Below are 23468 nucleotides of genomic sequence, written 5' to 3'. Positions count from 1 at the left end.
CCTGCCCGTCCCGCCCGTGACCGGCCGGGCCGGGACTTCGGACCATATCGCGCCGGCCCGACCGCAGGTCACACCGCCTTCCGGCACCGGGCCGGTGGGGAAGGCGGTCAGTTGCCGGTGTCGATGCCCAGTTCGACGCCCTGCGCGGCGCAGGCAGTCTTCAGCCCTTCGATGTGCGTGCGGAGGTCCTTGATCTTGGCGAACGCGAGGGTCCGCTGTTCCGGCTCAGCGCTGGAGATGGCGAACGCGATGTCGCGCATCGCGGTGCCGTGGGTGCGGATGTCGTCGTACTTCGAGTCCTCGGACTGGGCGCGCGCCTTCCGATACTCCGCCTTCGTCGGGTTCGAGACGTCGGCGAACGTCGCCGAGGAGACGGTGAATCCGGCGCGGAACTATCCCCGCGCCCTGTTCGGTGGTCTGCTCACCGCCGGTGTCGTCTACGTGCTGGTCGGTCTCGCGGTGTCCGCGGCCGTGCCGACCCGGCAACTCACGGAATCGTCCGGGCCGCTGCTCGAGGTGGTGCGGGTGGCCGACGTCGGCGTGCCGGACTGGGTCTTCAGCCTGGTCGCGCTCATCGCCGTGGCCAGCGGCGCGCTGCTCACCTCGATCATGACCAGCCGCCTGACGTACGGGATGGCCAGCGACGGACTGCTGCCCCGGCCGCTCGGCCGGGTGCTGCCCCGCCGGCGCAGCCCCTGGGTGGCCACGCTCGTCACCTTCCTCGCCCGAGCCGCACAGCTGCTGATCAACGAGCCGCAGGTGGAGTTCGGCACCGAACTGACCGGGTTCCACCGGCCCTGATCGTCGACGTCGACCGACGCGGATGAGGGGGACGTGGCGGTCCGTCCGGTGCGCCTCGCCCGGGCCCCTGTCGGGCCCGGGCGAGGCGTTCCGGGTTGCGGATCCGGCCTCGGGAGGGCCGGACCCCGGTCGACCGGGCCGCTTCGTCAGGTGCCGTCCGGGCCCTGTCGACGAAGCTCGTCCACTGCGGAGAGGGCCTGTCGGAGCTGATCCAGCCAGTCGTCGGTGTGCCGGCCGACGAGTCGGACGCACCAGGCGAGTGCCTCCGACCGGGAGCGGGCGACGCCCGCGTCGACCAGGGTGTCGAGGATCTGGCGTTCCGGCTGACGGAGCCGGGTCATCACCGGCGCCGCGAGGTGGGAGAACAACTGCTCGGTGTCACCGCACCTGACACCCCAGCTCACCTTGCGTTGGTACCGGTGCTCGACCTGCCGGGCGACCCGGATGCGATCGTCGCGGCTGTCCTCGCGGAACTGGTGCACCCGCCCGGCCTGGGCGGCGGTGCGGTCGGCCTCGGTGGCCTCGTCGGCCAGCTGCGGCTCCGGAAGACGACCCCAGATGATGATCTCGTCGCGGTCGATCACGACGTGCGGTGGCTCCGAGAACCAGCCGTCCGGCGTCGCCCCGACGATCCAGCCGGGCGCTTCCTCGGCGTTGGGGGGATCCTGTCGTGCCCCGTGAGGGGCGCTACGAGTGGACATGAGGGCCTCCTACTGTCTCGTATTACATGATTACATGATTACGAGACGCTTCGCCAAGGCCTTTCGCTCGCCGCGAAACAGGCGGGTTACCCGGCGTTGGCGCGGCTGAGCGTGTCGAACCGGAGTCCGCTGGACGCCTCGCCGCGTCCGGTGACCTTGCGGCGGGACAGCCACAGATGCGTCGAACCATCGCCCCAACGGGCCAGCTGCCAGGCACGGGTGACGCGTACGCCCTCCCGGGGCACTTCCTGCGCGGCGATCCACGGCGCGGCGGTGAGCAGTTCGCCGACGGGCGGGATCGGGATGTCGGTGCCGGGACGGGACAGTGCGTCGCGGCGTAGCCGCAGCCCGTCGTCGTGGGCCTCCGGAATGAGCGGGATCCAGTGCTCCGGCGGTTGACCGGTGAGCAGGCGGTAGTCGAAGTCGGCGCTGCCGGGCACCGGCGGCGGGACGGGATCGCCGGCGGCGCGCAGCAGCGCGAGATACTGCTCGTGCCGATCCGCCGACCCGCCGGCGGCGGTCGGTACCCGGACCTCCACCGCCCAGGCGATGTTGGCCGCTTCGTCGCGCAGCAGCACGACCTCCTCGATCGGGTCGCCGTCGAGGCTGCCGGCCAGGGTCGGCGGCAGCACGAACAGCGCCTGTTCGGCTCCGGCGCCGGCCAGCCGGTACATGTCCCAGTCGCCGTGGGCGGCCGGTCGGATCAGGGTCCGAACTCCGAAGGTGTCCGCGACGACCAGCGACGTCACCTGGGCGACGGAGCCGACGGGCAGCTCGACCGGGATGACGAACCAGTCGTCGGAGTAGAGGATGGCGAACTCGGCCAGCAGCATCCGTCCGAGGTCGGTCCGGCCCGCCTCGACGCCGCCGAGGTGCACGCGGGCGTCCTCGAACTCCCAGAACCGGCCGGCCGGCATGCCGGGATAGCGGACCGGTGTCGGCAGGCCGGTCCGGACGATCTCCGTGCCCGGGGCGTCGGCGGGGACCCAGGTGCCGTCGATGGCGACGTCCAGGTCGTACCAGTCGAGGGTGCCGCCCGGGTACTCGGTGGCGACGAGGTTGACCGGCGTGTTGTCCGGGCCGAGTCGGGCGGCGACGCCGAACGCGTGCTCCATGCGGGTCGGCACCCAGGCCTGCCCTCCCACGCCGGGGCGGTCCGCAAACGAGTGCCACCAGCTGAGGAACTCGGTCACAGCGGCCAGCACCGCCGGCCGGTCGGCGGCGGCAACGGCCGGCGCGGGCGGAACGGTGGGCTGCCCGGACGCAGTGGTGCAGGCGGCGGCCAGGGACTGACCGTCAACCAGCCGGCCGGCGAGGACCGTCAGCACGGCCGCGCTGTCGGCGTGTTCGGGTGCGTCCGGTGTGGTCGCGGGTAGCGGGTACCGGCTGATGAAGGCCTGTCGGTAGCCGCTCACGCCGTGGCGGTCCAGCAGCCGGACGAACCGGCGGCCGCCGTCGGCGCGCAGGCTCAGGTCCACCGGGTCGGCCGGTTCCCGTTCGACCAGCACCTCCAGCGGCGTGGTGTGTTGGACGTAGGGGTCCCACCGGTCGAGGTCGCTGCCGATGCCGCGGCCGCGGTAGCCGGACAGGGCGCCGGCGTGCATCCGCATCCGGGCGGATGCCGGGGAGCCGCCGTCGCTGCCGTGGAACTCGCCGAACTGCCACTGCCGGGCCAGCAGCCAGGCCGGGTCGGCGATGGCGGCTGCCGCGCCGACGCGCTCGTCGGGGGTGGTGTGCTGGGGTTCCAGGCGGGTCCAGGTGGTGGCCGAGGGGGTCCGCCCGTCGGGGGAGGTCATCGGGACGCTCCTTCGCGACCGGCCCCGCCGGTCAGATCGGTCGAGACGGTCGCGCCCGCGTCGTTGAGGCCGAGGTAGATCGCGGGCAGGAAGTGGCCGTACTCGTCGAGGGTCGGCAGGGTGACCGCCCGGGCCCGGGCGGTGTCGAGCGCTTCGACGACGGTGTCGCGCAGCTGTTCGGTGGTCCACCGGCCGTCGGCGCCGGGCGGGACCGCGAGCAGCACGGCCTGCGGGGCGCGGGCGTTCGGGGCGTCGTAGTGGAAGGTGAGTCCGGTGACCTCGGTGTCGCCGGGTACGGTCTCGGTCCATTCGTCGAGGACCAGGCCGGCCAGCGAGGCGGCCGGGTTGATCGGCCGGATCGTGTGCACGGCCAGCGCCGTACGCCCGGCCCGTGGTGCGTCGGGCAGGGCCGCCCAGACGTCGCCGTCGCGGTAGGGCAGCTGGGCGATGGTGAGGTCGGTGGAGACGGCGGCGCCGGTGGCCTCGGCGTTGCGGAAGGCGGCCTGCAGTCGGGCCGGAGCCGTGCGGACCCGGGCGAGCCGGTCGAGCCAGGTGCCGGGGGCGAGCGGGTCACCGGCGGTGAGGCCGGGGGAGTGGGCGAACAGGTCGGCGAGGGCGGCCCGGTCGGTGACCTGGAAGGTCGGCGCGACCGGGAAGTCGTCGCCGAGCAGGCTGCGCAGCCGGGCGATGTGGTGGGCGACCCGCTGGTCGTCGGTGGCGGAGGCGTCGTCGAAGGTGGCGCGCAGCCGCGCCTCCTCGGCCATCCGCCGGTCCACCTCAGCCAGCACTCCGCGCGCCCGGACCCGCAGCTCGTCGCGCCACTCGTCGGTCCACGGGTGCCCGGTCTGCGGGTACGCGCCGGGCAGTCCCCGGGCGGCGAAGGTGACCAGGTGTCCGCCCATCCCGCCGATGTCACCGGCGTCGACCGCGGTCACCAGCAGGGCCCTGGTCCGGGTGAAGCTGTCGAGCACGGCGGTCACCCGGTTGGTCAGGTCGGTGATTCCCCACCGCACGGCCCGGGTGCCGCCGGGTCCGGCGAGGTCCTCGGCGCGTAGCGGCCGGGCCGCGGTGAGGGTGGCCCGTACGGCCGCGACCATCTGCAGGAACTCGGTCACGCTGAGGGTCTGTGCGGGCCAGTCGGGCTGGCGGCCGAAGTCAGGCTCGGGCATGATCTCGTCGGGCACCGTCGGCGGGCGCAGCAGCCGCAGCCGGTCGATGAAGCGCTGGCGCAGCTCGTAGCGGCCGCCGGAGCGGTCGTCGCCGGCCAGCGCGATCATGTCCAGGGGTGAGACGGCGAGCTGGTCGAGGGTCGTCTCCCCGGTGGCGAGCACCGACCCGTCCGGGCCATGCCAGACGCCCTTGCAGCGCACCCGGGCCGGGTCGCCGAGCAGCCGGCCGGCCCAGCCGTTGATGGTGGGTTCGATGTCGGCGCGGATCTGCCGGCCGTCGGTGGGCCAGATCCGGTAGTCGGCGCCGACGTCGACGGTGCCGAGGAACATCAGCCGGTGGGTGTGGACGGTGGCGGTGCGCGGTGTGCGTACCACGTCGAGCTGTGGGGGTGGCGTCTCGCCCTTGGCCAGCGCGTCAAGGACGGCCCCGGCCCGGGTCGGGTTCCCGGCGGCGAGGTGGTGGACGCCTTCGGCCAGGGTGGCGTCGGCCAGCGCGTCCAGCGCGTCCGCCGCGCACTGCAGGGCCTGCCGGCAGGCGTCGTAGGCGGGTGTGCCGCGGGCGGGCAGGGTGACGGCCGGCTGCGTGGGGTCGGGGGCGGCGCCCCACGGGATCGTCCCGGCGTGCAGGCGGCGGACGAGTTCCACGCCGTCGGCCACCGTCCCGGCGAGGCTGCCGGGCCGGGTGACGTCGGTGGCGTCGCCCTCGGGGGTGAGCACCTGCGCGGTGAACGGGGCGAGGAGGCGGAACGGCAGGATCATCGCCGGTACGCCGGGCACGCCCGCGTCGGCGAGGGCGCGTTCGAACCGGTAGCCGACAAGGGCGGCGAGGGGCTGCCCGGCGCTGATGCCCTCGGTGAGGTGTTGCACGAGGCGTACCCGGTCGGCGTTGAGGTTGACCGCCACGGCGCCGGGCCTGCCGGCGCGGCCGCCCCGCGCCACGTAGCCGGCGTGCAGGATGGCCGCGGTGGTGGCGTGCTGCAGCGACGGTGCGAGCACGTGCCCGGCGTTGGCGGCGTCGGTGTACAGCGGTCCGGGTTCGTTCGGTGGCAGCTTGTCGACGGCGGTGAGTGGGGCCGGGGCGACGTTGGCCAGCCAGCCGAACCCGCCGACGGCGAGCGCGTGCGGCTGGCGGCCGCGCAGGTGGTCGAGGCGGCGGTTGGCGAACGAGCCGATCCACGCGTCGAGGCGGTGGGCGGCGAGGTCGAGGCCGCCGCGTACGAGACCGTCGAGCAGGTCGGGGGTGACGTCGCCGCGGTGGATGGCGGTGGCGAGGCTACGCATCCGGTCGCCGAACTCGCGCAGGTCGGTCACGTTGGGGTCGGTGGCGGCGGCGCCGGTGAGGTACTGCTCGACGGTCAGTCCGGGCTGGCCCGGTGCGGGCGCGGCCAGGCCGCGCCACAGCGTCGCGGTGGGCGGCGCGGAGGGGTCGACGTCGACCAGTTCCCGCTCCCGCAGCACCCGGTCACCGCGGGTCGCGATGGCTGCGGTCCACCACTCCTGCAACGCCGAGTGCCGGGCGAGGCGGTAGAGCAGCGGTGTGTGCCCGCGCTCGGCCGCCGCGGCGAGCGCGGCGGGGGCGAGCGCCGCCAGCTCGCTCAGGTAGGTGTCCGCGTCGGTCCCGGTCAGGGCGTTCGGCACCGGGTACGCCTCCGCGGCGAACACGGTGCCGGTGTGCCGCTGGTCGACCGGCAGGCCGAGGGTGGACAGCACCTCGTCGGCCTGCCGGCGTGGGGCCTGTCGCCAGGCGGCGTCGAAGTCCAGGCGCAGGAAGCGCCACAGGTCGCCGACGTACTCCGGGCCGAGCGCGCTGCGGCCGACGTAGTCGACGGCCTGGGCCTGGGTGGCCAGCAGCCGGTGGTAGCGCTCGGTGGCGTCGACGTCGGTCTGCCCCGGCCATCGCCTGCCGACGGTCGCCTTCCAGCTCGCCTCGGTGAAGGCGGGCTGGAGTTGGCGCAGCAGCCGGACCAGCGTGGTGTGCGCGGTGGTGCCGCCCTCGCGGTCGGCCCAGTGCTTGAGCGACAGCACCGGCAGGACGCCGTACGGCTGGTTGCCGACGCGCAGGCTGGGCAGCGCCCCGCCGGCCCGGACGTGGTCGATGAAGTGCCGGCGGACCTGGCGGATGCTGGGCAGGTCGATGCCGTCGAGCACGTGCAGCAGGAAGTATCCCCACGTCGAGGGCCACAGCACGGCGTTGATGTCAGCCTGCGGGTCGGGTCGTCGACCGGCGGGGTCGCGGCCGAGCACGACGGCCGCCGACTGGTCGAGGCCCAGTGCGGCGCCCAGCCGGTCAGCGACGGCACCGGGGGGCGTCGGCGCCGGCCCGGTCGGCGTACCGTCGGCGATCCGGTAGCGCTCGCTGAGCTGTTCGGCGCCCGGGTCCAGGCCGGAGCGGCCGAGCTCGGTGTTGTTGGTGGCGGTGCCGGGGTCGGCGTAGCCGAGACCGTCGGTGTAGTGGTGTGCCTCGAGCAGGCCGGCGAGCCGGGTGGCGCCGGTGATCGGGTCACCCTTCTCGTCCACGTCGTACTTCTCGTCCGCGCCGTACGCGATCAACCAGGTCAGCGCCAGTCCGAGGTTCGCGTCGTCGGCGGGCGTGACGGTGACCGCCATGCCCACGTCCAGGGCCGCCTGGTAGTCCACCATCCAGCGCATTCCGGGGGTGACGACGAGGTCCTCGTCGGACTCAGGTGGCAGCCCGGTCGCGGCGGGGTCCGGCCCGACGGCGAGGTCGCCGGGGATCTCCTTGCCGGCCACGTCGAAGTGCAGCGTCGGGGGGTTGCCGGGGCCCCACTGGCGGTAGCCGGCGACCCGCCAGCGGGTCGGCAGCAGCCGGGCCATCGGCGCCCGGGTCCACGTGCCGGTCGCCGGTGTCTGCGCCGGTACGCCGTCGCGGGTGCGGCGGGCGATCCAGGCGGCGCGGGTGATGCCGTGCTCGGCGGTCAGCGCCTGCCAGACGCCGTGCAGCCGGTCGGTGTCGGTGCCGGCCGCGGCCACCTGCGCCCAGTAGCGGACGCCGTGGTCGGCCTCGACCGCGGTCAGCTCCGTCTCGTGGGCGTCCACGTGCAGCACGTCCGGGTAGATCCGGATCAGCAGGTTGCCGTCGTGGTAGCGGGTCTCCAGGCGTACCGGCAGCAGGGCGATCGGGACGTCGGCGGGCAGCGGCAGCGGTTGCGCGGCGGCCACGAGCGGGGTCGCCGTCGCGGTGGTGGGCGCGGTCATGCGTCGGCTCCGGAGGTGAGGGACGTGGGCGCGATCAGGTCGGAGGCGTGCACGGCGACCCGGAACGGCATGCTGAGCGCCGCCGCGGCCGCGTACGCCCCGGGCCCGGTCCAGTCGGACGTTCCGGCGAAGCGGGGTTCGGTCGGCGGTTCGGCGAAGATGAAGAACCAGCCGGGGTGTGTGGCGTCGCCGCGTACCTGGTCGGCCGGGATGTCGAAGCTGAACAGCAGCACGTCGGCCGCGGCGCGGCCGGTGAAGACGGGTAGGTGTACGGCGGTGTCGTCCGGTCTGCGTCCGGTCGAGGTGAGCACCGCCGGGGCGGCCTGGATGACCACGTCGGGATGGCGGCGCAGCAGCTCGCCACGGACGAGGAGGATGACGCTGCCGTTGGCGGCGGGTCCGACGACCTTGTCGGCGAGGTCGCCGGTGGCGCCCCACCCGGCGATGTCGGCGATGTCGGCGGCGGACTCGGTGGGGTCGGCACCGCTGGCGTCGAAGAAGCGGCGGAACCAGGTCGCCCGGCCGGTCGACGGGAAGCCCCGCCACAGCAGTTCGCGGCCGAACTCGTGGTTGAGCCCGGCGAGGTAGGCCGCGATGAGCGGGCCGTTGCCGGCCATCAGCGCCACGCTGTCGTCGGGCAGCGCGTCTGCGCCGGGGAAGACGAGGTCGGGGAAGAGTTCCCGCAGCGGTTCGGCCATCGCCTGCGGGAACGACGGCTCGTAGAGCCGGGGTCGCAGCGGGTCGGCCCCGCCTGCCGCCGTCAGCGACGTCGTGGCCGGCAGCGGGCTGATCCGGTCGGCGACGGCCGCCGGGATGGTGGTCGCCGGGTCGATCGACGCGCTGACCGAGCCGGCCACGGCGGCGATCTCGTACGCCGCCCGCGCGGGCGGGTCCGCACCGAGGGTGGCGTCGCGGATCAGCAGGGCCTGGTGGGCGGTGGCGACGGCCCGGAAGGTGCGGCCGATCCCGGCGATGCGGCCCAGCCGCTGGTTGTCGAGGTCGCCGAGGAACGCGACGGTGGTGGCGTCCGGGGTCAACGCGACGATCGGCAGGTCGACCGGGGCCTCCCAGTGCGCGATCGACCCGTCGGGGCGCAGCCCGTGGCCGATCCGCTGGCGGGTGACGCGTCGGGCGGGGCCGCTGGGTGGTCGTTCGTCGAAGGTGAGGTGCACGACCAGTTCCGGATCGCCGTCGCCGTCGAGGTCGGTCACCGACAGGCTCAGGTGGCCGCTGGTGGTGTCGTCCCAGACCCGGTCGCCGAGGGTGACCGAGCGCGTGGTGCTCCAGCTTTCCTGCGCGGTGCCGAAGGCGCGGCCGACGACCCAGTCGAGTTGCCAGATCGGGTGGACGATGGGGCCGCCCGGTCCGTTCTCGGTGGCGAAGGTGGGGTTGAGGAACGCGACGGCCAGGTCGGTCGGCTCGACGATCGGCTGTCCGGCCGCGGCGGTGACCGGCACGAGGTCGGCGGCGACGTCGGCCGGGGGGTAGCCGAGGAAGACCCGGATGTTGCGCTGCGGAGCGAGCACGGTCCGGGTGTCGAGCTGGTAGCTGCAGGTGCTGATCGCGCCGGACCCGTTCGGGTCGGCGCCGCTCCACAGCATGACCAGCTCGGCGGCGGTGTCCGGTTGCCCGGCGCGGCGGCGCAGGGTGACGTCCGCGCCGTGCAGGGTGCCGCAGCGGAAGGTCGGCAGCGGGAGGTAGGGCGTCGTGTCGACGGTGCCGTCGGAGGCGAGGGCCAGCGTGCGGATGCAAGGTTCCCAGCTGTCCACGAACAGGCCTGGTCGGACGCCGGCGAGCAGGGTGGTCGGCCGGTCGGAGCGGACCCGGTGCACCAGTCCACCGACGAGCCGCACGGTGGGCGCGGCGGCATCGGCGGTCAGCGGGATGGGGATGCCCTGGTCCCGCGCCCGGCCGTCGAAGTCGATGGTCCGCAGCAACGTCGCCGACAGCTGGTTGTGGGCGGGGTTCTCCTGGAGCACCGTGAGGTCGGTCAGGTAGCCCAGTGGGCCGGGTGTCACCAGGGGCAGCCCCGTGGCGTACGGCTGGCTCCACCAGTCGGTCGCGGCGGCGGCCAGCTCGCTGGTGATGTCGCGGTAGCGGGTCGCGCCGCCGGTGTAGCGGTCCAGCACCGCGGCGTCGGATCCGGCCCGGGGCGGGGGAGCGGGCACGATCGTGCCGGCGGCGCTGGGGCTCAGCGCCGACGCCAGCGGTGCCACCGGGGTGGCGCCGGCGGCCCGCGCGGCCGGGCCGGTGGGGCGGGCGGCCCGCTGCACGTCGGCGGAGGCGATGGCCGCCGTGGCCGTGAAGGTGGCCAGCTGCGCGGCGACGGTGCCGTCCGGGCCGGGAAGACGGCCCAACGCCCGGGCGGTACGCGAGATCACCGTGTCGTCCCGGTCGGCGGCGGCTGCTGGCGTGGTCGCCTCGGCGAGCCCGGCGGCGGTGGGGGCGGGGGTGAAGTAGCGGCGGTGCAGGCTGGCGCTGACCGCCCGGCCCACCTGTCCCTGCTGGAGATCCCGGTTGACCTCGGCGAGTTCGGCGGCCTGCTGCCAGGCCGCCGCCATCAGCGGCTCCTGGTGGATGCGCACGACCTCGGCGCCGAGCCCGGCCGCGGCCCGCAGCCGGGGGTCGGTGTTGAGCTGGCGCAGCCACGGCGGTTCGGTGCCGGTCCAGCCCGGCCCGTGTCCGGTGTGGGCGGCGAGGTAGAGCGGCGCGGTGACGGTGCCGGTACGCGCCAGGATCGCGGTCAGTGCGGTGGCGAAGCCGGGGTGCACCGGGTCGGTCATGGCGGCCCCGGGTGCGGTGAGCGCGGGCAGGATGCCGGTGAGCCCCGGGTCGGCGCCGACGGCCCTGGTCACCTCCGGGGCGGCGTCGTGGTAGTAGAGCTGCTTGCCGCCGTCGTCGAGGGTCGCCGGGCGCAGCCGTTGGGCCAGGGCCGCGAAGTCGCCGTCGACACCGGTGGAGAAGGTCCAGTGGTGGTAGACGGGCAGGCGGACGGTGCCGGTCGTGCCGGTCCAGGCCGGTGGGGTGGTGTCGGTGTCGGGCACGGGTTCGCCGAGTCCGGCCAGCCGTCCGTGCTCGAACGCCGGTACCAGGCACGCCAGGTAGGTGTGGCCGTCGGCGAGCTTGCGCGCTGCGATCAGCCGGGACACCGTCCGCTCGGGTCGCTCGGCGAGCAGCGTCGCGATGTCCTCGCCGTCGGCGGCGACGACCTCGGCGTGCGCCCACGCGGCGGACCGGGTGAGGTCGGGCAGTTCCGCGAGGGGGGTGTCGAGCACCGGTCGGGGGCGGCGCGGGTCGGTGGTCAGGCGTACGCCGGGGGTGGCGGTGTCGACGACGACCAGGACCAGCCACGGGCGCAGTCCCCGCAGCGGGTGGGCGGCGAGCGGGGTGAGTCGCCACGGCAGGCCGGGGTCGTCGAACTCGACCAGCGCGTAGTGCGTCGATTCGACGTCCTGCGCCCCCGGCGCCGGGTCGGTACGCACGATCTGCCGCGGGTCGACGCCGGTGACGTCGCCCGGGCCGTGCAGGGCGAGCCGGGGTCCGGGCACCGGCGTCCCGTTGACGGTGAGCCCGGTGGTGAGGTTAGCCCGGGCGGGTACCGGCCCGCTGCCGGGGTCGACATCGGTGAGGCGGCTGGCGAGGCCGTCGCGTACCCAGGACAGCAGGTGCCGCCGCGCGGTGGTGGCGGCGAGGTCGGCGGGGATGGTCATGCGGGCACCGCGCTTCCGGTGACGGCCTCGGGGGCTGCGACGATCATCAGGTCGTGGTCGGGATGGTCGGCGCTCCAGCGGCGCAGCCGGTCGGTGGCCTCACTGCGGCTCCACCGTTCGTCGACCGCCGGGGCGGGACCCGCGGGTCGCAGGGTCGCCCGGTCGACGATCAGGAAGCCGGGGTCGCGGACGGTGATCGGCAGGCCGGGCGCCCGGAACCGGGCCAGGCCCGTCGACCGGGTCGCGGCGCGGCCGGCGGCTCCGCCGTGGGCGAGCCGGTCCAGCTGGGCGCCGCCGAGAACCCACACCGACCGTGGCAGGCCACCGGCCACGGTGCGGCCCGGTCCGGCCGGGTCCGGTTCGTCGATCACCTTCGTCTGGTACGCGATGACGACCGCAGCCGGTCCGGCCTGGTCGTAGGCGATGGTGTCGGTGGCGGCGAAGCTGACCCCGGACGGCAGCAGGTCGAACCCGTCGGCGGCGAGTTTCTGCTCGTCGCTGAGGGCGAAGAACTGGGCCGGGGCAAACTCGTCCTTGACGTCGGCGAGCTGCGCGGGGACCCCGCCCAGGGTGGCCGAGTCGATGCGCAGCTCGGCCGATCCGTCGATGGGCGCCTGACCGAAGTGGTCCAGGTGCGTGCCACCGACCGGTGCGATCCGCTGCCGGACGCTGACCCGCGCCGAGGGGGAGACCAGCAGGTCCGACCAGGTGATGCCGGCCCGCATGGTCAGGGCGGGCAGGTCGGCGCGTTCCTCGACGTGCCAGGCGCCCGGCTCGGCCAGCGCGTCGCGGACCAGGGCGGCCACGTCCTGCGGCGGTGCCGGGGGCAGCGCCGGCTGGCTGCCGAAGGTCGCGTTGAACCGGACGGTGGCGCTGAGGAACAGCAGCTTGATCTCGGCGTGGCCGCGGACCTGCCACCGGCCGGGGCCGGCGACGTAGAGGTCGGCGGTGATGCCGAGCAGCAGCCGGCCCTTCCAGCGGATCGCCACGCCCAGCGACAGGTCGAACTCGAAGCCGAACGGCGCGAACCGCACCACCGCGTCGAAGGTGAAGTGTCCGTCGGCGGTGAAGTCGCCGGTCTCGGCGTGGAACTCGACGCGCGAGCCGAACTGCAGGGTGTTCGACGTCAGCGCCAGGTACGCCTGCATCCGCAGCCAGAACCGGTCCTCGCCGATCTCCATGGTCATCCGGCGCAACTCGGGGAAGCCGACGGGTGGCCGGAAGCGGGGATGGAAGCCGCCCGCGCTCATCACGAACTCGCTGCGGCCGGTCCACCGGGCGCGCAGCGCCATGTCGCCGGAGAGCCGCCACCCGGCCAGCTGCGAGTCGTAGAGGGTGGCGTCGAGGGCGAGGGTGCCCTCGCCGGTGTCGAGGACGCCGAGGGCGTCCATGTTGATCACGGCGACCGGCTTGCGCTCGTCGGGCAGCAGGGTGCGTACCCGGCCGGCGGCGATGAACCGCAGCGGTCTCGGCAGCTCCAGGGCCAGCGCCAGGTCGATCGTGACCGCCGTCGGCACACCCCAGGTGAGCTGGGCCGTCGGACCGAACAGGTGCCGGCCCGGGGTCACCGGGAACAGCGCGTCCAGGTCGTCGAGCAGGCGGCGTTCGTCGCCGAGGATGTCGCCCGGGGACAGGACCGCGCCGAGGGACCCGGCCCGCAGCCCAGCCCGGAGCCGGTCGACGGCGGCGGCCCGGTTGACGCCGACGATGCCGCCGACGGCCGCGAGGTTGAACCCGAAGCCGAGCGGGATCGGCTTCGGGAAGCGGGCGTTGATGACCACCAGGAGGGAGAAACCGGGGCGCCCGTCGGGCATCCGGGTGGCCAGCAGCCCCAGCGCCGACAGGCGCAGCTTGGCGAATTCCAGGTCGATGCCGCCGGCGTACTTGGCTGCGTCGGCGTCGAAGGACAGGAAACCGGCGCCGGTGACGGCCCCGCCGTCGATGCGCAGCGCGACTCCGTGCGGGGGCTGGAACCCGAGGTCGAGGTCGACGGGTCCGAGGTTGCCGCCACCGTCGGGGAACGCCAGCCGGGCCCGCATCCCGACGCCCTGGACGGTCACGCCGACCGGGCCGAGGCGTACCCGGCCGGAGGCGGTGGCCGTGACGGTCAGGGCCTGCGTCGCGTCCTTCGGCCCGGTGGGGCTCAGCTCGACGTCGAGGGAGTCCAGTCGGGCCACGTCCCCCAGGACGGCGGCGACGTCGACGTGCGCGGTGAGCGCCGCGCCGCCGGTGAGGAACAGCCCACGCCGCCGCGACCAGCCGATGCCCAGCTCGAAGCGGAGCGTGGCGTCGTCGGGCAGGACCCTGCCGAGGAAACCGTCACCGTCGGCGCCGGAGACGACCAGCCGCGCTGTGCCGCAGCTGACCTCGACGCCGAAGTCCTGGTAGTCGCGGGTCAGCTGGGCGAAGCCGGTGACCCGGATCGGGCCGTCGATCTCCAGCCGGGTGCCGGTCGCGCCGCCAACCCGGATCGCCGCGCCGGTACGCACCAGCCCGAGGTCCGCGCGCAGGTCGACCGCGGCCGCGTCGGGCAGGTCGGTGGTCAGCCCGTCGGGACCGACCGCGATGACCGAGGCCGTCTGCAGGGCGGCGGTGAGGGTGGCGGTCCAGTCGCCGATGGTGTCCTCGAACGCCACGGCTCCCTTCGGCGCGATCATCAGGCCGAGCCGGCCGTCCTCGTCCCCGGCGAGGCCGACGAGCAGCGTGAAGCCGGCATCGCCGTCGGCGAACGCGCCGGGCCCGGTCCGCACGAACACGTGCAGCAGGTGCCGGGCGGCCTCGGCGCTGTCGCCCAGTTCGGGGATCTCGGCGCCGTACAGGGCGGTGATCGGCGTGCCGAGACGGTTGAGCACGCCGGCGATCGCCGGCAGGAGCAGGTCGGCGACGGCGTCGGTGGCCGCCCGGGTGGCCAGGCCCTCCTTGGTGAGGTAGCGCGAGCGCAGCTGCCCGACCGGGTCGCCGATGAGCGCGGGCAGCCGGTCGACGCGCAGGCGGGGCGTCACGGAGGAGAACCGGACCTCCTTGCCGGTGCCCGGATCGACGACCGGCTCGATCGGCGGCGGCGGGCCGTCGATCAACGCCAGCGCCCACAGCACGGCGGCGAGGGTCGGCCGGTGCCGCCGCAGGTAGGTCGCGACGAGGTAGTTCACCAGGTCGGCGCCGATCGCCGGTGCGTCCGGCAGGGCGATCCCGCTCCAGCCGTCGAACGCCGTCTTCAGGGCGCGGACGGCGTCGAAGCACCTCTTCAGGGCCGCGAGGGCGGGCTTGTAGGCCTTCAGGTCGGTGGTCGGTTGGTCGATCAGCGGTTGGAGCCGGTCGACGGCCTCGCGTACGGCGGACAGCAGGTTTTCGATGGTGGCGACGGGGAAGCCGGCGATCCCGTCGAGGTTCCAGCCGATCGCGGCGAACAGCTCGGCGCGCCACCCACGGTCGTCCACGGCCGCGCGCAGAGGCGCCAGCAGCAGGGTGACCTCGCGCAGCAGCTCGGCGCGCACGTCGGCGGGCGGGTCGGGCGGCGTGGGCGCGTCGGCGGGGGTGAGAGGCGATGTCACTGGGGGCGCTCCACGTAGCTCGGCGGAACAGCGCTGGCGTCCGCGGGGTCGAGGGTCACGTCGAACGTGGTGCTGTAGGCGGGCTGCCCGGCCGCGGTCATCTGCCACCAGAGGATGTGCCGCGCGGCGAGGGCCGGCCGGCTCGGTGAGCTGTCCGGGGCGAACCGGATCTCGCCGAGGTTGTTGTTGCCAACCAGCTGGGTGCCCGACCTGGCGCGCCGCGCGTAGGCCGACGCGGTGGTCAGTCCGCCGTACCAGGAGGTGAAGGCCGCCTTGTCGGAGTCCGGCGCGGGCCGGGTCAGCGGCGTCACGGGGGGCTGCTTGTCGCTGCGCGTCCCGGTGCCGTAGCGGATGCGGTGCCGCCAGTGCTCGGGGACGTAGTAGTGCGGGAACTCGTGCGGCACGCTGACGTCGAGACGGGATGGGTTCTTCTGGAAGTACGGCTGTGGCGTCGTCGAGCCGGCCGGGCGCCACTCGGTCCAGTAACGGAGCGGTTCCGCCCAGCCCACCTCGTCGGCGGGGTTGTGCGGGACCCAGGCGAAGCCGGGCAGCGCGTTCCAGCCCACGCCCTGCAGCTTGTCGGTCGTCAGGTCCAGGTACGAGTTGGTCTCGTTCTTCAGGGCGCTCGCGGTGAACTGGGCGATCTCGCTGCGCAGCGGCGTGGCAAGCGGCGTCGACGTGCCGTACGGCTGCCTGTTCCACGCGCTCAGGTGGATGGTGAACCCGTAGTGGACGTCACCGGAAAGCAGCACCACCCGTGGCCGGTGCGCCAGCTGCCCCAGCAGCCGGTGGAACGTCCGCTGCCGCAGGCCCCACGCTTCCGCGTCGTGGCCCCAGATCATCTCCGGCGTACGCTCCTCCTGCTTCTCCTCGATCCACGGCACGCCGAGCACGGGCCCCGGGACGACGGCGATGGTCAGGTAGGGCGGGTCGGCGACGGCCGGCAGCTGCTCGGCGATCGCCTCGTCGGACATGACCGCGGGCGGCTCCATCGGCTGCGGGTCGAACGACCGCGTCGTGCGGGAGTCGGTGACCAGGATCTCGAACGGCCGTCCCGTCCAGGTCAGCCGGTAGTGGTAGCGCAGCGAGTCGGCAGCGCGGGGCAGCCGGTCGACGCCGCCTGCGGGCAGCTTGCCGGTCGGTACGCCGAGCAGCGCCGCGAGGCGGTCCAGGACCGACTGGTGGGCGGGGTCGCCGTCCCACTGCGGTAGCGCCGCGAGCAGCCGGGCGCCCGGGGTGTCGCCGGTGAACTGGTCCGGCATGCTGCCCCAGGCCTGGCAGACGGCGTGGGCGAGCATGCCGTTGGTGACGATCCGCCGGCCCAGCGGACGGCCGTCGGTCATTCCTTCCTCACCCCACACCCGGCGGCACCATTCACGGTTGAGGTTCCAGTCGTCGGTCACCTCGTGGTCGTCCCAGGACATGTAGGTGATGACGTTGGCCAGGGCGCGGCGCACCTGCGGCAGCGTGCCGCGCATCAGCTCGACGCGTTCGCGCTCGGCCGCGTCGTGCAGGGACGGCGTACGCGGCAGGGTGGCCGGCCACAGGACGGGCGACCAGACCAGCAGGTACATCGCGAGGTACTCGCCGAGGCCCATCAGTTGGCTCTTGGCCAGCTCCGCCAGGTCGACCAGCGACCCGGTGAGGCCGCCGACCTCGGTGACGACCTGGGCCCGGGTGCCCGGCGGGAACGCCGCCGAGGTCATGGTGTCCAGGCCGGGCAACTGCTCGCCGGACCAGCCCAGCAACGTGTCGCCGAAGTCGGTGCACATCGCCAGCATGCAGTCGGCGACGTCGTCGGCGTAGATCTGGTCGCCGGTGAGCATCAGCAGGTGCGGCCGGGTCAGCGCCCACGGATCGGTGTCGTTCGACGCCCAGTAGGACGACTCGATGAGGTGGTGCACCGCGGCCAGTCCGTCGTACTCGTCGGCGTGCGGTTTGCGGCACGAGCCGTGCAGGATCCGCAGCCGACCCAGGTCGGCCGGGGGCAGTGCGAAGCTCGGCAGCTTGTCGCTGCCGAAGACGACCGTTTGCAGGCGTTCGGCCTCGTCGGCGTCGTTGGACAGGACACCCGGGTCCTTGAGTCGCCTCCCGTCGGCGAGGCGCAGGTCGTAGTAGTACGTGACGCCCTCGCTGAGCCGCGGGCGGGGCGGCGTCACCTTGGCGGTGACCGCCACGAGGTGCAGATTCGTGCCCACCGCCACGGTGGGCGCTGGTTCGGCGGTCGCGGCGACGGGGGCGCCGGCTGCGGCATCGTTGTCGTAGACGGTCAGGCTCACCGTGGTGGCCTGCTGCAGGGCCAGCCACACGGTCACCGTGGTGTCGCTGGTGTGGCGCAGGATCGGTCCGGCAAGCACCGACGGCATCGTCTTCAGACGATCCGCGAGCCGCCACCCGGTCGCAGCGGTCATCCGGCATCCCTCCACCCTCGGCCAGGGGTCGCCTTCAATTGAAGCGATCCGCCGGGCGGCGGGACACCGCACATCAGCGCGAAGGCTCAGGCCTGCCGGGTGGCGGCCGTCGGACCCTCGACGGCCCACGCCGTCCGTTCCGGGACAGGTGAGCGTCCACTCAGGTCGTTCGACTGACGGAGACCCGACGCGTCGGTTGCCCGGGCCGACCTCTGCGCGATAGAGATGCCGGACTACCGGTCGGTGGTCCGAGGTGTGGCAGCCTGACAGATGTCTTCGGACCGAGGCGGAGCAGGCCCTTACCGGCGAGGGAGGCGCTGCGGCGTAAGGCAGGCGGTGACGGTGGCGGTCACGCCGTGCAGTCCACGAGTGAGGGTGAGCCCGTCGGTGAACCGATGGGCGAGCCACAACCCTCGTCCACCGGGCATGTCCGTCGCGGACAGCCGCACCGAAAGCTCTGCGGTGGGGTCGCCCTCGTCGCTGACCTCGCAGACGAGGACGTCGCCGTTGCGGTACAGCTCGAGGTGGCCGCGGCCGCCGCCGTGCCGCACGGCGTTGGTGACCAGTTCGTGGACGGCGAGAACGAAGTCGTCGGCATCGTCTCCGGTGAGTCCGGCAGTGGTCACCGAGGTTCTCAGTCGGTGGCGGAGTGTGGTGACGGTCGCGGCGATGAAATCCTCAGCCAGGACGACCACAGCGGCGAGCCGCTGTGGTCGGACTGAACCGGATGCCCCCGTGTTGTCATCCACGGCGCGAACCCTACTCGGGTCCGTACGGTCCGCGACTGTTGTCACCGGACAAGAAATCGCAGGTCAGCGGCGTGAGGCCAGCCTTGGTGCAGCCGTCCGGACAGTGGAATGTCAGGGCCGCGCACTCTCCGGCGCACCGGAAGGAGGCTCCGTTCATCGGTCATCACTGGCCCTGTCCGAGGGAGTAGCCCGGTTCGTCGTCGAAGCGGTAGAGGCCCTCGGTCTTGACGAAGTCGAGCCCGGCGCGGTCGAGACGGTGCAGCAGGTCCACCACCTCGGCCCGGGACGCCGCGCCCGGCCGGGACGACTGGAAGCGGGCCCGCCAGTGGTCGGTGCAGAAGGTCTCGGGGAGCCCGTCGGGCCACACCTTCACCCCACGGTTGGTGATCATCTGCAGGTGCAGCGTGGCGCCCTCGGTGGCCCGCTGGAGCGTGGCGGCGAGCGCGTCCGGGTCGCGGTCGCGGTGGTCCAGGAACACGTCGACCCCGTCCATCGTCTTGCGCTGCGCCGGGCGGGCAGCGGTGGTCGGGACGGTGAGCTGCCGCTGCCCGGTCGGGTAGGCGACCGGCGGGAGGATGGTCGGGCGCTGGCCGAGCCGGTCGATGACGGCGTCGGCGAACGCCCGGGTGCCGACCGCGGTGGCGCCGGGGCCGGCGATGTCGGCGGTGGCGACGCCCGCTTCCAGGGTGGCCAGCCAGGCGTTGTGGACCCGTTCGGCGACGTCGGCCTGGCCGATGTGCACGAGCATCATCACCGCCGCGAGCAGCAGCCCGGAGGGGTTGGCGACATCGAGGCCGGCCAGGGTCGGTGCGGAGCCGTGGATGGCCTCGAACATCGCCGCGTGCTCGCCGATGTTGGCCGAGCCGGCCAGCCCGACCGAGCCGGCGACCTGCGCGGCGACGTCGGAGAGCACGTCGCCGTAGAGGTTGGGGGTGACGATGACGTCGAAGGCCTCGGGGGTGTCGGCCAGCTTCGCCGTGCCGATGTCGACGATCCAGTGCTCGGCGACGATGTCGGGGTAGTCGGCGGCCACCTCGTCGAAGACCCGGTGGAACAGCCCGTCGGTGAGCTTCATGATGTTGTCCTTGGTCATGCAGGTGACCTTGGACCGGCCGTGCCGGCGGGCGTACTCGAAGGCGTAGCGGGCGATCCGCTCGCACCCGGGACGGGAGATCAGCTTCAGGCACTGGGTGACCTCGTCGGTCTGTCGGTGCTCGATGCCGGCGTAGAGGTCCTCCTCGTTCTCCCGCACGATCACCACGTCCATCTTCGGATGCCGGGTCGGCACGAAGGGCGGGTACGCCACGCACGGGCGTACGTTGGCGAACAGCCCCAGCGACTTGCGGATGGTCACGTTCAGCGACTTGAACCCGCCGCCCTGCGGGGTGGTGATCGGCGCCTTGAGGAACACCCGGGTCCGGCGCAGCGACTCCCACGCGCCCGGCTCGATGCCGGCGCTGTGGCCCCGGGCGTACACCGACTCCCCGATCTGGATCTCCTCCACGGCCAGCCGCGCCCCGGCGGCCGTCAGCACCCGCAGGGTGGCGTCCATGATCTCCGGGCCGATCCCGTCGCCCCGGGCCACCGTCACCGGCACGGGCGCCCCCGTCGTGCCGGCCGATCCGTTGGTCTTCGACAGCTCGGGCGTGGTCATCGTCGACACCCCTCCCACCACAGCAACATGCGAACACAGTTACATGAATTATGCATCACGTCTAGGGGTTCGCATGTCGGGGGAGGGCTTGCCGGGCCGGGGTGGTCCCCGGCCCGGCGGGCGCCCCCGTCCTACCGGTGCTCGATGCGGTATGCCCCGTCGCTGGTCTCCGCTCGTTCGGCGAGAGCCTTCCAGGCGGCGCCGTCGAGGTCGAGGGCGTCGAGGAGGTACGCGGAGATCGCGTCGGCGACCAGGGCGACCCGGGCCGGGTCCTCGTCGCTGGTCTCGGCGACCTTCTCACCGGCGACCCCACCGAGGGTGTGTTCCCCGTCGGTGATGGTGAGCAGGCTCTTGGGCGAAGGGCTGAGGTGGTACGCGTCGGTGAACCAGTCCGGCCCGCGGGTGGACATCGCCGACTGGTCCCTGCCGCCGGAGACGACGAGGGCCGGCGTGGTCATCGTGGAGTAGTCCGGCCGCATGAACGGCAGGTGCTCCACCGCGAACGGGGTGAGCGAGTCACCGGTGCCCGTGGCCGCGATGAGCGCACCCGCCTTCACCGCGGGATGGGTGAAGTCCTCGCCAGCTGCGCCGTCGGTGTCCAGTACGCGGGCGCCGAGGAGGGTGCCGACGGTCTGCCCTCCCCAGGAGTGCCCGACGGCGGCGACGCGGCCCAGGTCGACGCGGTCGGACAGTCCCGCCTGCGCCAGGATGTCGCGGAGGTTGTCCAGGACGGCGTGCAGGTCGGCGATCCGGACCCGCCAGATGGTGCCGAATCTCGGGTCGTCGAACCCGATGCCGTGGCGGCGGGAGTCGAGGTGGGTCGGCTGCACGACGATGAAGCCGGCGGCGGCCCACCGGTCGACGAGCGGCTCGTATCCGTCCATCGACCAGGCGTTTCCGTGGGAGAAGACGATCACCGGCAGGTCGTGGCCGGATGCCGGGGCGGTGACCTTGACCTGGAGGTCGATGGCGCGTCCGGTGGTGGGGACGGAGATGGGCTTGACCGCGACGATCCGCGGTGTGGGAGCTGCGCTGCGCATGCTGACGCCTGCCTTCTGTGGCCAGGGGAGTTCTGCCATACTTGTCCGGAACACTGTTCCGCCAAAGCTAGCGGAACAATGTTCCGCCAACAAGGGGGAAGACTGTGACCGAGTCGTCAGGCACCCGGCAGGCGGGCGTGCGGCGCAACCGCGAGGCCCTGCTCGCCGCTGCCGCCGCCGTCTTCGTCGAGCAGGGGGTGCAGGCGCCCATCCGCGACATCGCCGGCCGCGCGGGCGTGGGCCTGGGCACCGTCTACCGTCACTTCCCGAACCGCGCCGAGCTGGTCACCGCCGTGTACCGCCACCAGATCGAGGAGTGCGTGGAGCTGGCCGCCGCGCTGGGTCGGGAGCCGATCGCACCCGCTGAAGCGCTCGCCCGCTGGATCGACGCGTTCGTGGAGTTCCTGGTGACCAAGCACGGGCTCGGCGTCGCCCTCCAGTCCGAGGACCCGAGCCTGCTCGCGCTGCACACCCTCATGCTCGACAAGCTCGTTCCGGCCTGCGCGTCGCTGATCGCGGCAGGCGTGGCGGCCGACGAGATCGATCCGGGGGTCACGGCGTACACACTCATGCGTGCGGTGGGAAATCTGTGCATCCTCGGCCCGGGCTACGAGCGCGCACACGCCCGGGACATGGTGGCCCGGCTGCTCGCCGGTTGCCGCCGCGTCCGCTGACGCGTACCGCCCCGGACGGTAGGACGGCTGCCTGTGGAAGGGCCCCTCCTCGTCGAGGAGCCCTTCCACTCCGGCTCAGTCGAGCAGTTCGGTCACGGTCCCCGCCGCCACCGTGCGGCCACCTTCGCGGACGGCGAAGCCGAGCCCGACGTCCATCGCGATCGGCTTGCCCAGTTCCACCGTCAGGTCGACGGTGTCGCCGGGCAGGACCATGGTCACGTCACCGAGGTCCACCGATCCGACCACGTCGGTGGTGCGGAAGTAGAACTGCGGCCGGTAGTTGGCGAGGAAGGGCGTGTGCCGCCCACCCTCGGCGGTGGTCAGCGCGTACAGCCGGGCCCGGAACCGCTGGTGCGGCGTGGCGCTACCGGGCAGCGCGACAACCTGGCCCCGCTGCACCTGGTCGCGCTTGACCCCGCGCAGGAGCACCGCCGCGTTGTCCCCGGCCTCGGCCGTCGACAGCGACTTGCCGAAGGTCTCCAGCCCGGTCGCCACCGTCGCAAGGGTGGGGCCGAGACCGACGACCTCCACCGCGTCGCCGGCGCGCAGCACGCCCCGCTCCACGGCGCCGGTCACGACCGTCCCCCGCCCGGAGATCGTCAGCACGTTCTCGATCGGCATTAGGAACGGCTCGCCGAGCTCACGGGGCGGCACCGGCACGTACCGGTCGACGGCGTCGAGCAGCTCCACCACGGAGGACACCCAGCGTGGGTCGCCCTCCAGGGCCCGCAGCGCCGACACCCGCACCACCGGCACCTCGTCGCCGGGGAACCCGTACCCGGACACCAGCTCCCGGATCTCGAGCTCGACCAGGTCCAGCAGCTCCGGGTCGGTGACGGCCTCGACCTTGTTCATCGCCACCACCAGGTAGGGCACCCCGACCCGCCGGGCGAGCAGCACGTGCTCGCGGGTCTGGGGCATCGCCCCGTCCAGCGCGGAGACGACGAGGATCGCGCCGTCGACCTGCGCCGCCCCCGTGATCATGTTCTTCACGAAGTCGGCGTGGCCGGGCATGTCCGCGTGGGCGTAGTGCCGGGTCGCCGTCTCGTACTCGACGTGGGCGATGTTGATGGTGATGCCCCGCGCCACCTCCTCCGGCGCCCGGTCGATGCCGTCGAAGGACACGAACCGGTTGACGGCCGGGTCGCGGTCGGCGAGGACCTTGGTGATGGCGGCGGTCAGGGTCGTCTTGCCATGGTCGACGTGACCCATCGTGCCGATGTTGAGGTGCGGCTTGGCCCGCACGAACTGGCTCTTGGCCATGGTCAGGCTCCATCGTGACAAAAGATGAGCTGGCGGAAGACGAACGCGGGCGGGTGCCACCCCACAGGGAAAGCCGCGCCAGAACCGCGGATCGCGGCGCACCCGCCAGGGGGCGGCGCCGCAAGTGCCGGGCCACCCTCCTCCGTGGTTCTGCTGGAGCGGGAGGAGGGTCAGCCTCGGGTATCGGCCAGCCACGCGCACACGCCGAGGGGGCCCGGCAGGTGAAGACCTGCGGGCCGCGCAACTGCGGCGGTGCTGAACATGGCGATCACGCTAGCCCCCCAACGCCCGGCAGGTCGATCGATATTTCTCGTACCCTGCCGGGGCCCGCCTCGCGCGGTTCCTGACCCTCCCGGTCGGTCGGTCCGCGCGTACGGAGAGGGCTGGCCACCGCACCTCCGGCGGTCGGAACGGGGGTCGTCGTACCCCCAAAGCCGGGGTGGCGGGGGCGTTGATCGGCTGCGCGAAGGGCAGGTGCTGCCGCCGGGCGTGGCGCTCGGGCGGCTGGGAGCTGCGGCCACCGGGCGGTGTCGTGACCGCCCGACCGGCACCATGGAAGATCACGGGCATGGCGATTCGAGTGAGCCAGCGCCCACCGCGCCGGCCCCGACTGCGGATCCCCGAGAAAGGCGCGTCAGCAGCCAGGGCGACGGTGCGGCCAGTGGTAGGAACTCGCGAGGTCCACTTCAACGTTTGTCGGTTCCTCGCCGTTGGCAGGTAGCAGTCGCCGGCC

At 73.4% G+C, this 23468-nt stretch carries 13 protein-coding genes; 2 read left to right on the top strand and 11 right to left on the bottom strand.

All coding sequences use genetic code 11. The features are described from left to right. Positions 1-107 precede the first annotated feature (107 nt). On the bottom strand, positions 108-260 hold the full coding sequence (locus GA0074704_RS29480; RefSeq protein ID WP_231926534.1) for a hypothetical protein: 153 nt from the start codon (positions 258-260) through the stop codon (positions 108-110). Between GA0074704_RS29480 and GA0074704_RS18305 the strand changes: the two genes are divergently transcribed. Then, entirely contained in the window at positions 250-801 is a 552-nt protein-coding gene (locus GA0074704_RS18305; protein WP_231926533.1) for an APC family permease, read from the top strand. The two genes, GA0074704_RS29480 and GA0074704_RS18305, sit on opposite strands and share 11 nt — an antisense overlap. Positions 802-947: 146 nt before the next feature. Here GA0074704_RS18305 and GA0074704_RS18300 read toward each other — a convergent pair whose 3' ends face one another. The 9 genes from GA0074704_RS18300 to GA0074704_RS18260 all read right to left on the bottom strand — a co-directional run bounded on the left by GA0074704_RS18300 (position 948) and on the right by GA0074704_RS18260 (position 20798). Further along, on the bottom strand, positions 948-1502 hold the full coding sequence (locus GA0074704_RS18300; protein WP_088971635.1) for a hypothetical protein: 555 nt from the start codon (positions 1500-1502) through the stop codon (positions 948-950). Between the two features lie 86 nt (positions 1503-1588). Then, positions 1589-3298 (bottom strand): hypothetical protein, encoded by a 1710-nt coding sequence (locus tag GA0074704_RS18295; RefSeq protein ID WP_088971634.1) that lies wholly within the window; start codon positions 3296-3298, stop codon positions 1589-1591. Continuing rightward, positions 3295-7683, bottom strand: a complete 4389-nt coding sequence (locus GA0074704_RS18290) for a hypothetical protein (protein WP_088971633.1) — start codon at positions 7681-7683, stop codon at positions 3295-3297. Before GA0074704_RS18290 ends, GA0074704_RS18295 begins: the two co-directional genes overlap by 4 nt. After that, positions 7680-11393: a hypothetical protein gene (locus GA0074704_RS18285; protein ID WP_088971632.1), complete on the bottom strand. Its 3714-nt coding sequence runs from the start codon at positions 11391-11393 to the stop codon at positions 7680-7682. Before GA0074704_RS18285 ends, GA0074704_RS18290 begins: the two co-directional genes overlap by 4 nt. Continuing rightward, entirely contained in the window at positions 11390-14944 is a 3555-nt protein-coding gene (locus GA0074704_RS18280) for a DUF6603 domain-containing protein (protein ID WP_157743713.1), read from the bottom strand. Before GA0074704_RS18280 ends, GA0074704_RS18285 begins: the two co-directional genes overlap by 4 nt. After that, on the bottom strand, positions 14941-17355 hold the full coding sequence (locus GA0074704_RS18275; protein ID WP_088971630.1) for a metallophosphoesterase family protein: 2415 nt from the start codon (positions 17353-17355) through the stop codon (positions 14941-14943). Before GA0074704_RS18275 ends, GA0074704_RS18280 begins: the two co-directional genes overlap by 4 nt. 299 nt (positions 17356-17654) lie before the next feature. After that, a complete protein-coding gene (locus tag GA0074704_RS18270; RefSeq protein ID WP_157743712.1) occupies positions 17655-18104 on the bottom strand; it encodes an ATP-binding protein in 450 nt (149 codons plus the stop codon). Between the two features lie 163 nt (positions 18105-18267). Next, on the bottom strand, positions 18268-19758 hold the full coding sequence (locus GA0074704_RS18265) for an NADP-dependent isocitrate dehydrogenase (RefSeq protein ID WP_088971628.1): 1491 nt from the start codon (positions 19756-19758) through the stop codon (positions 18268-18270). A 131-nt stretch (positions 19759-19889) separates the two neighbouring features. Continuing rightward, positions 19890-20798: an alpha/beta hydrolase family protein gene (locus tag GA0074704_RS18260; RefSeq protein ID WP_088971627.1), complete on the bottom strand. Its 909-nt coding sequence runs from the start codon at positions 20796-20798 to the stop codon at positions 19890-19892. Between the two features lie 104 nt (positions 20799-20902). On the opposite strand from GA0074704_RS18260, the gene GA0074704_RS18255 reads away from it, so the two are divergent. Continuing rightward, the gene (locus GA0074704_RS18255; RefSeq protein WP_088971626.1) at positions 20903-21472 is read left to right on the top strand and encodes a TetR/AcrR family transcriptional regulator; all 570 of its coding nucleotides are present in this window, start codon (positions 20903-20905) and stop codon (positions 21470-21472) included. 75 nt (positions 21473-21547) lie between these two features. Here GA0074704_RS18255 and tuf read toward each other — a convergent pair whose 3' ends face one another. Beyond that, the gene (gene tuf / locus GA0074704_RS18250) at positions 21548-22735 is read right to left on the bottom strand and encodes an elongation factor Tu (protein ID WP_088971625.1); all 1188 of its coding nucleotides are present in this window, start codon (positions 22733-22735) and stop codon (positions 21548-21550) included. Positions 22736-23468 lie beyond the last annotated feature (733 nt).

The sequence above is a fragment of the Micromonospora siamensis genome (genome assembly GCF_900090305.1).
GTDB lineage: Bacteria > Actinomycetota > Actinomycetes > Mycobacteriales > Micromonosporaceae > Micromonospora > Micromonospora siamensis.
Note: the sequence above shows the minus strand (reverse complement) of the source record. Positions and strands in the feature narration are given on the sequence as shown.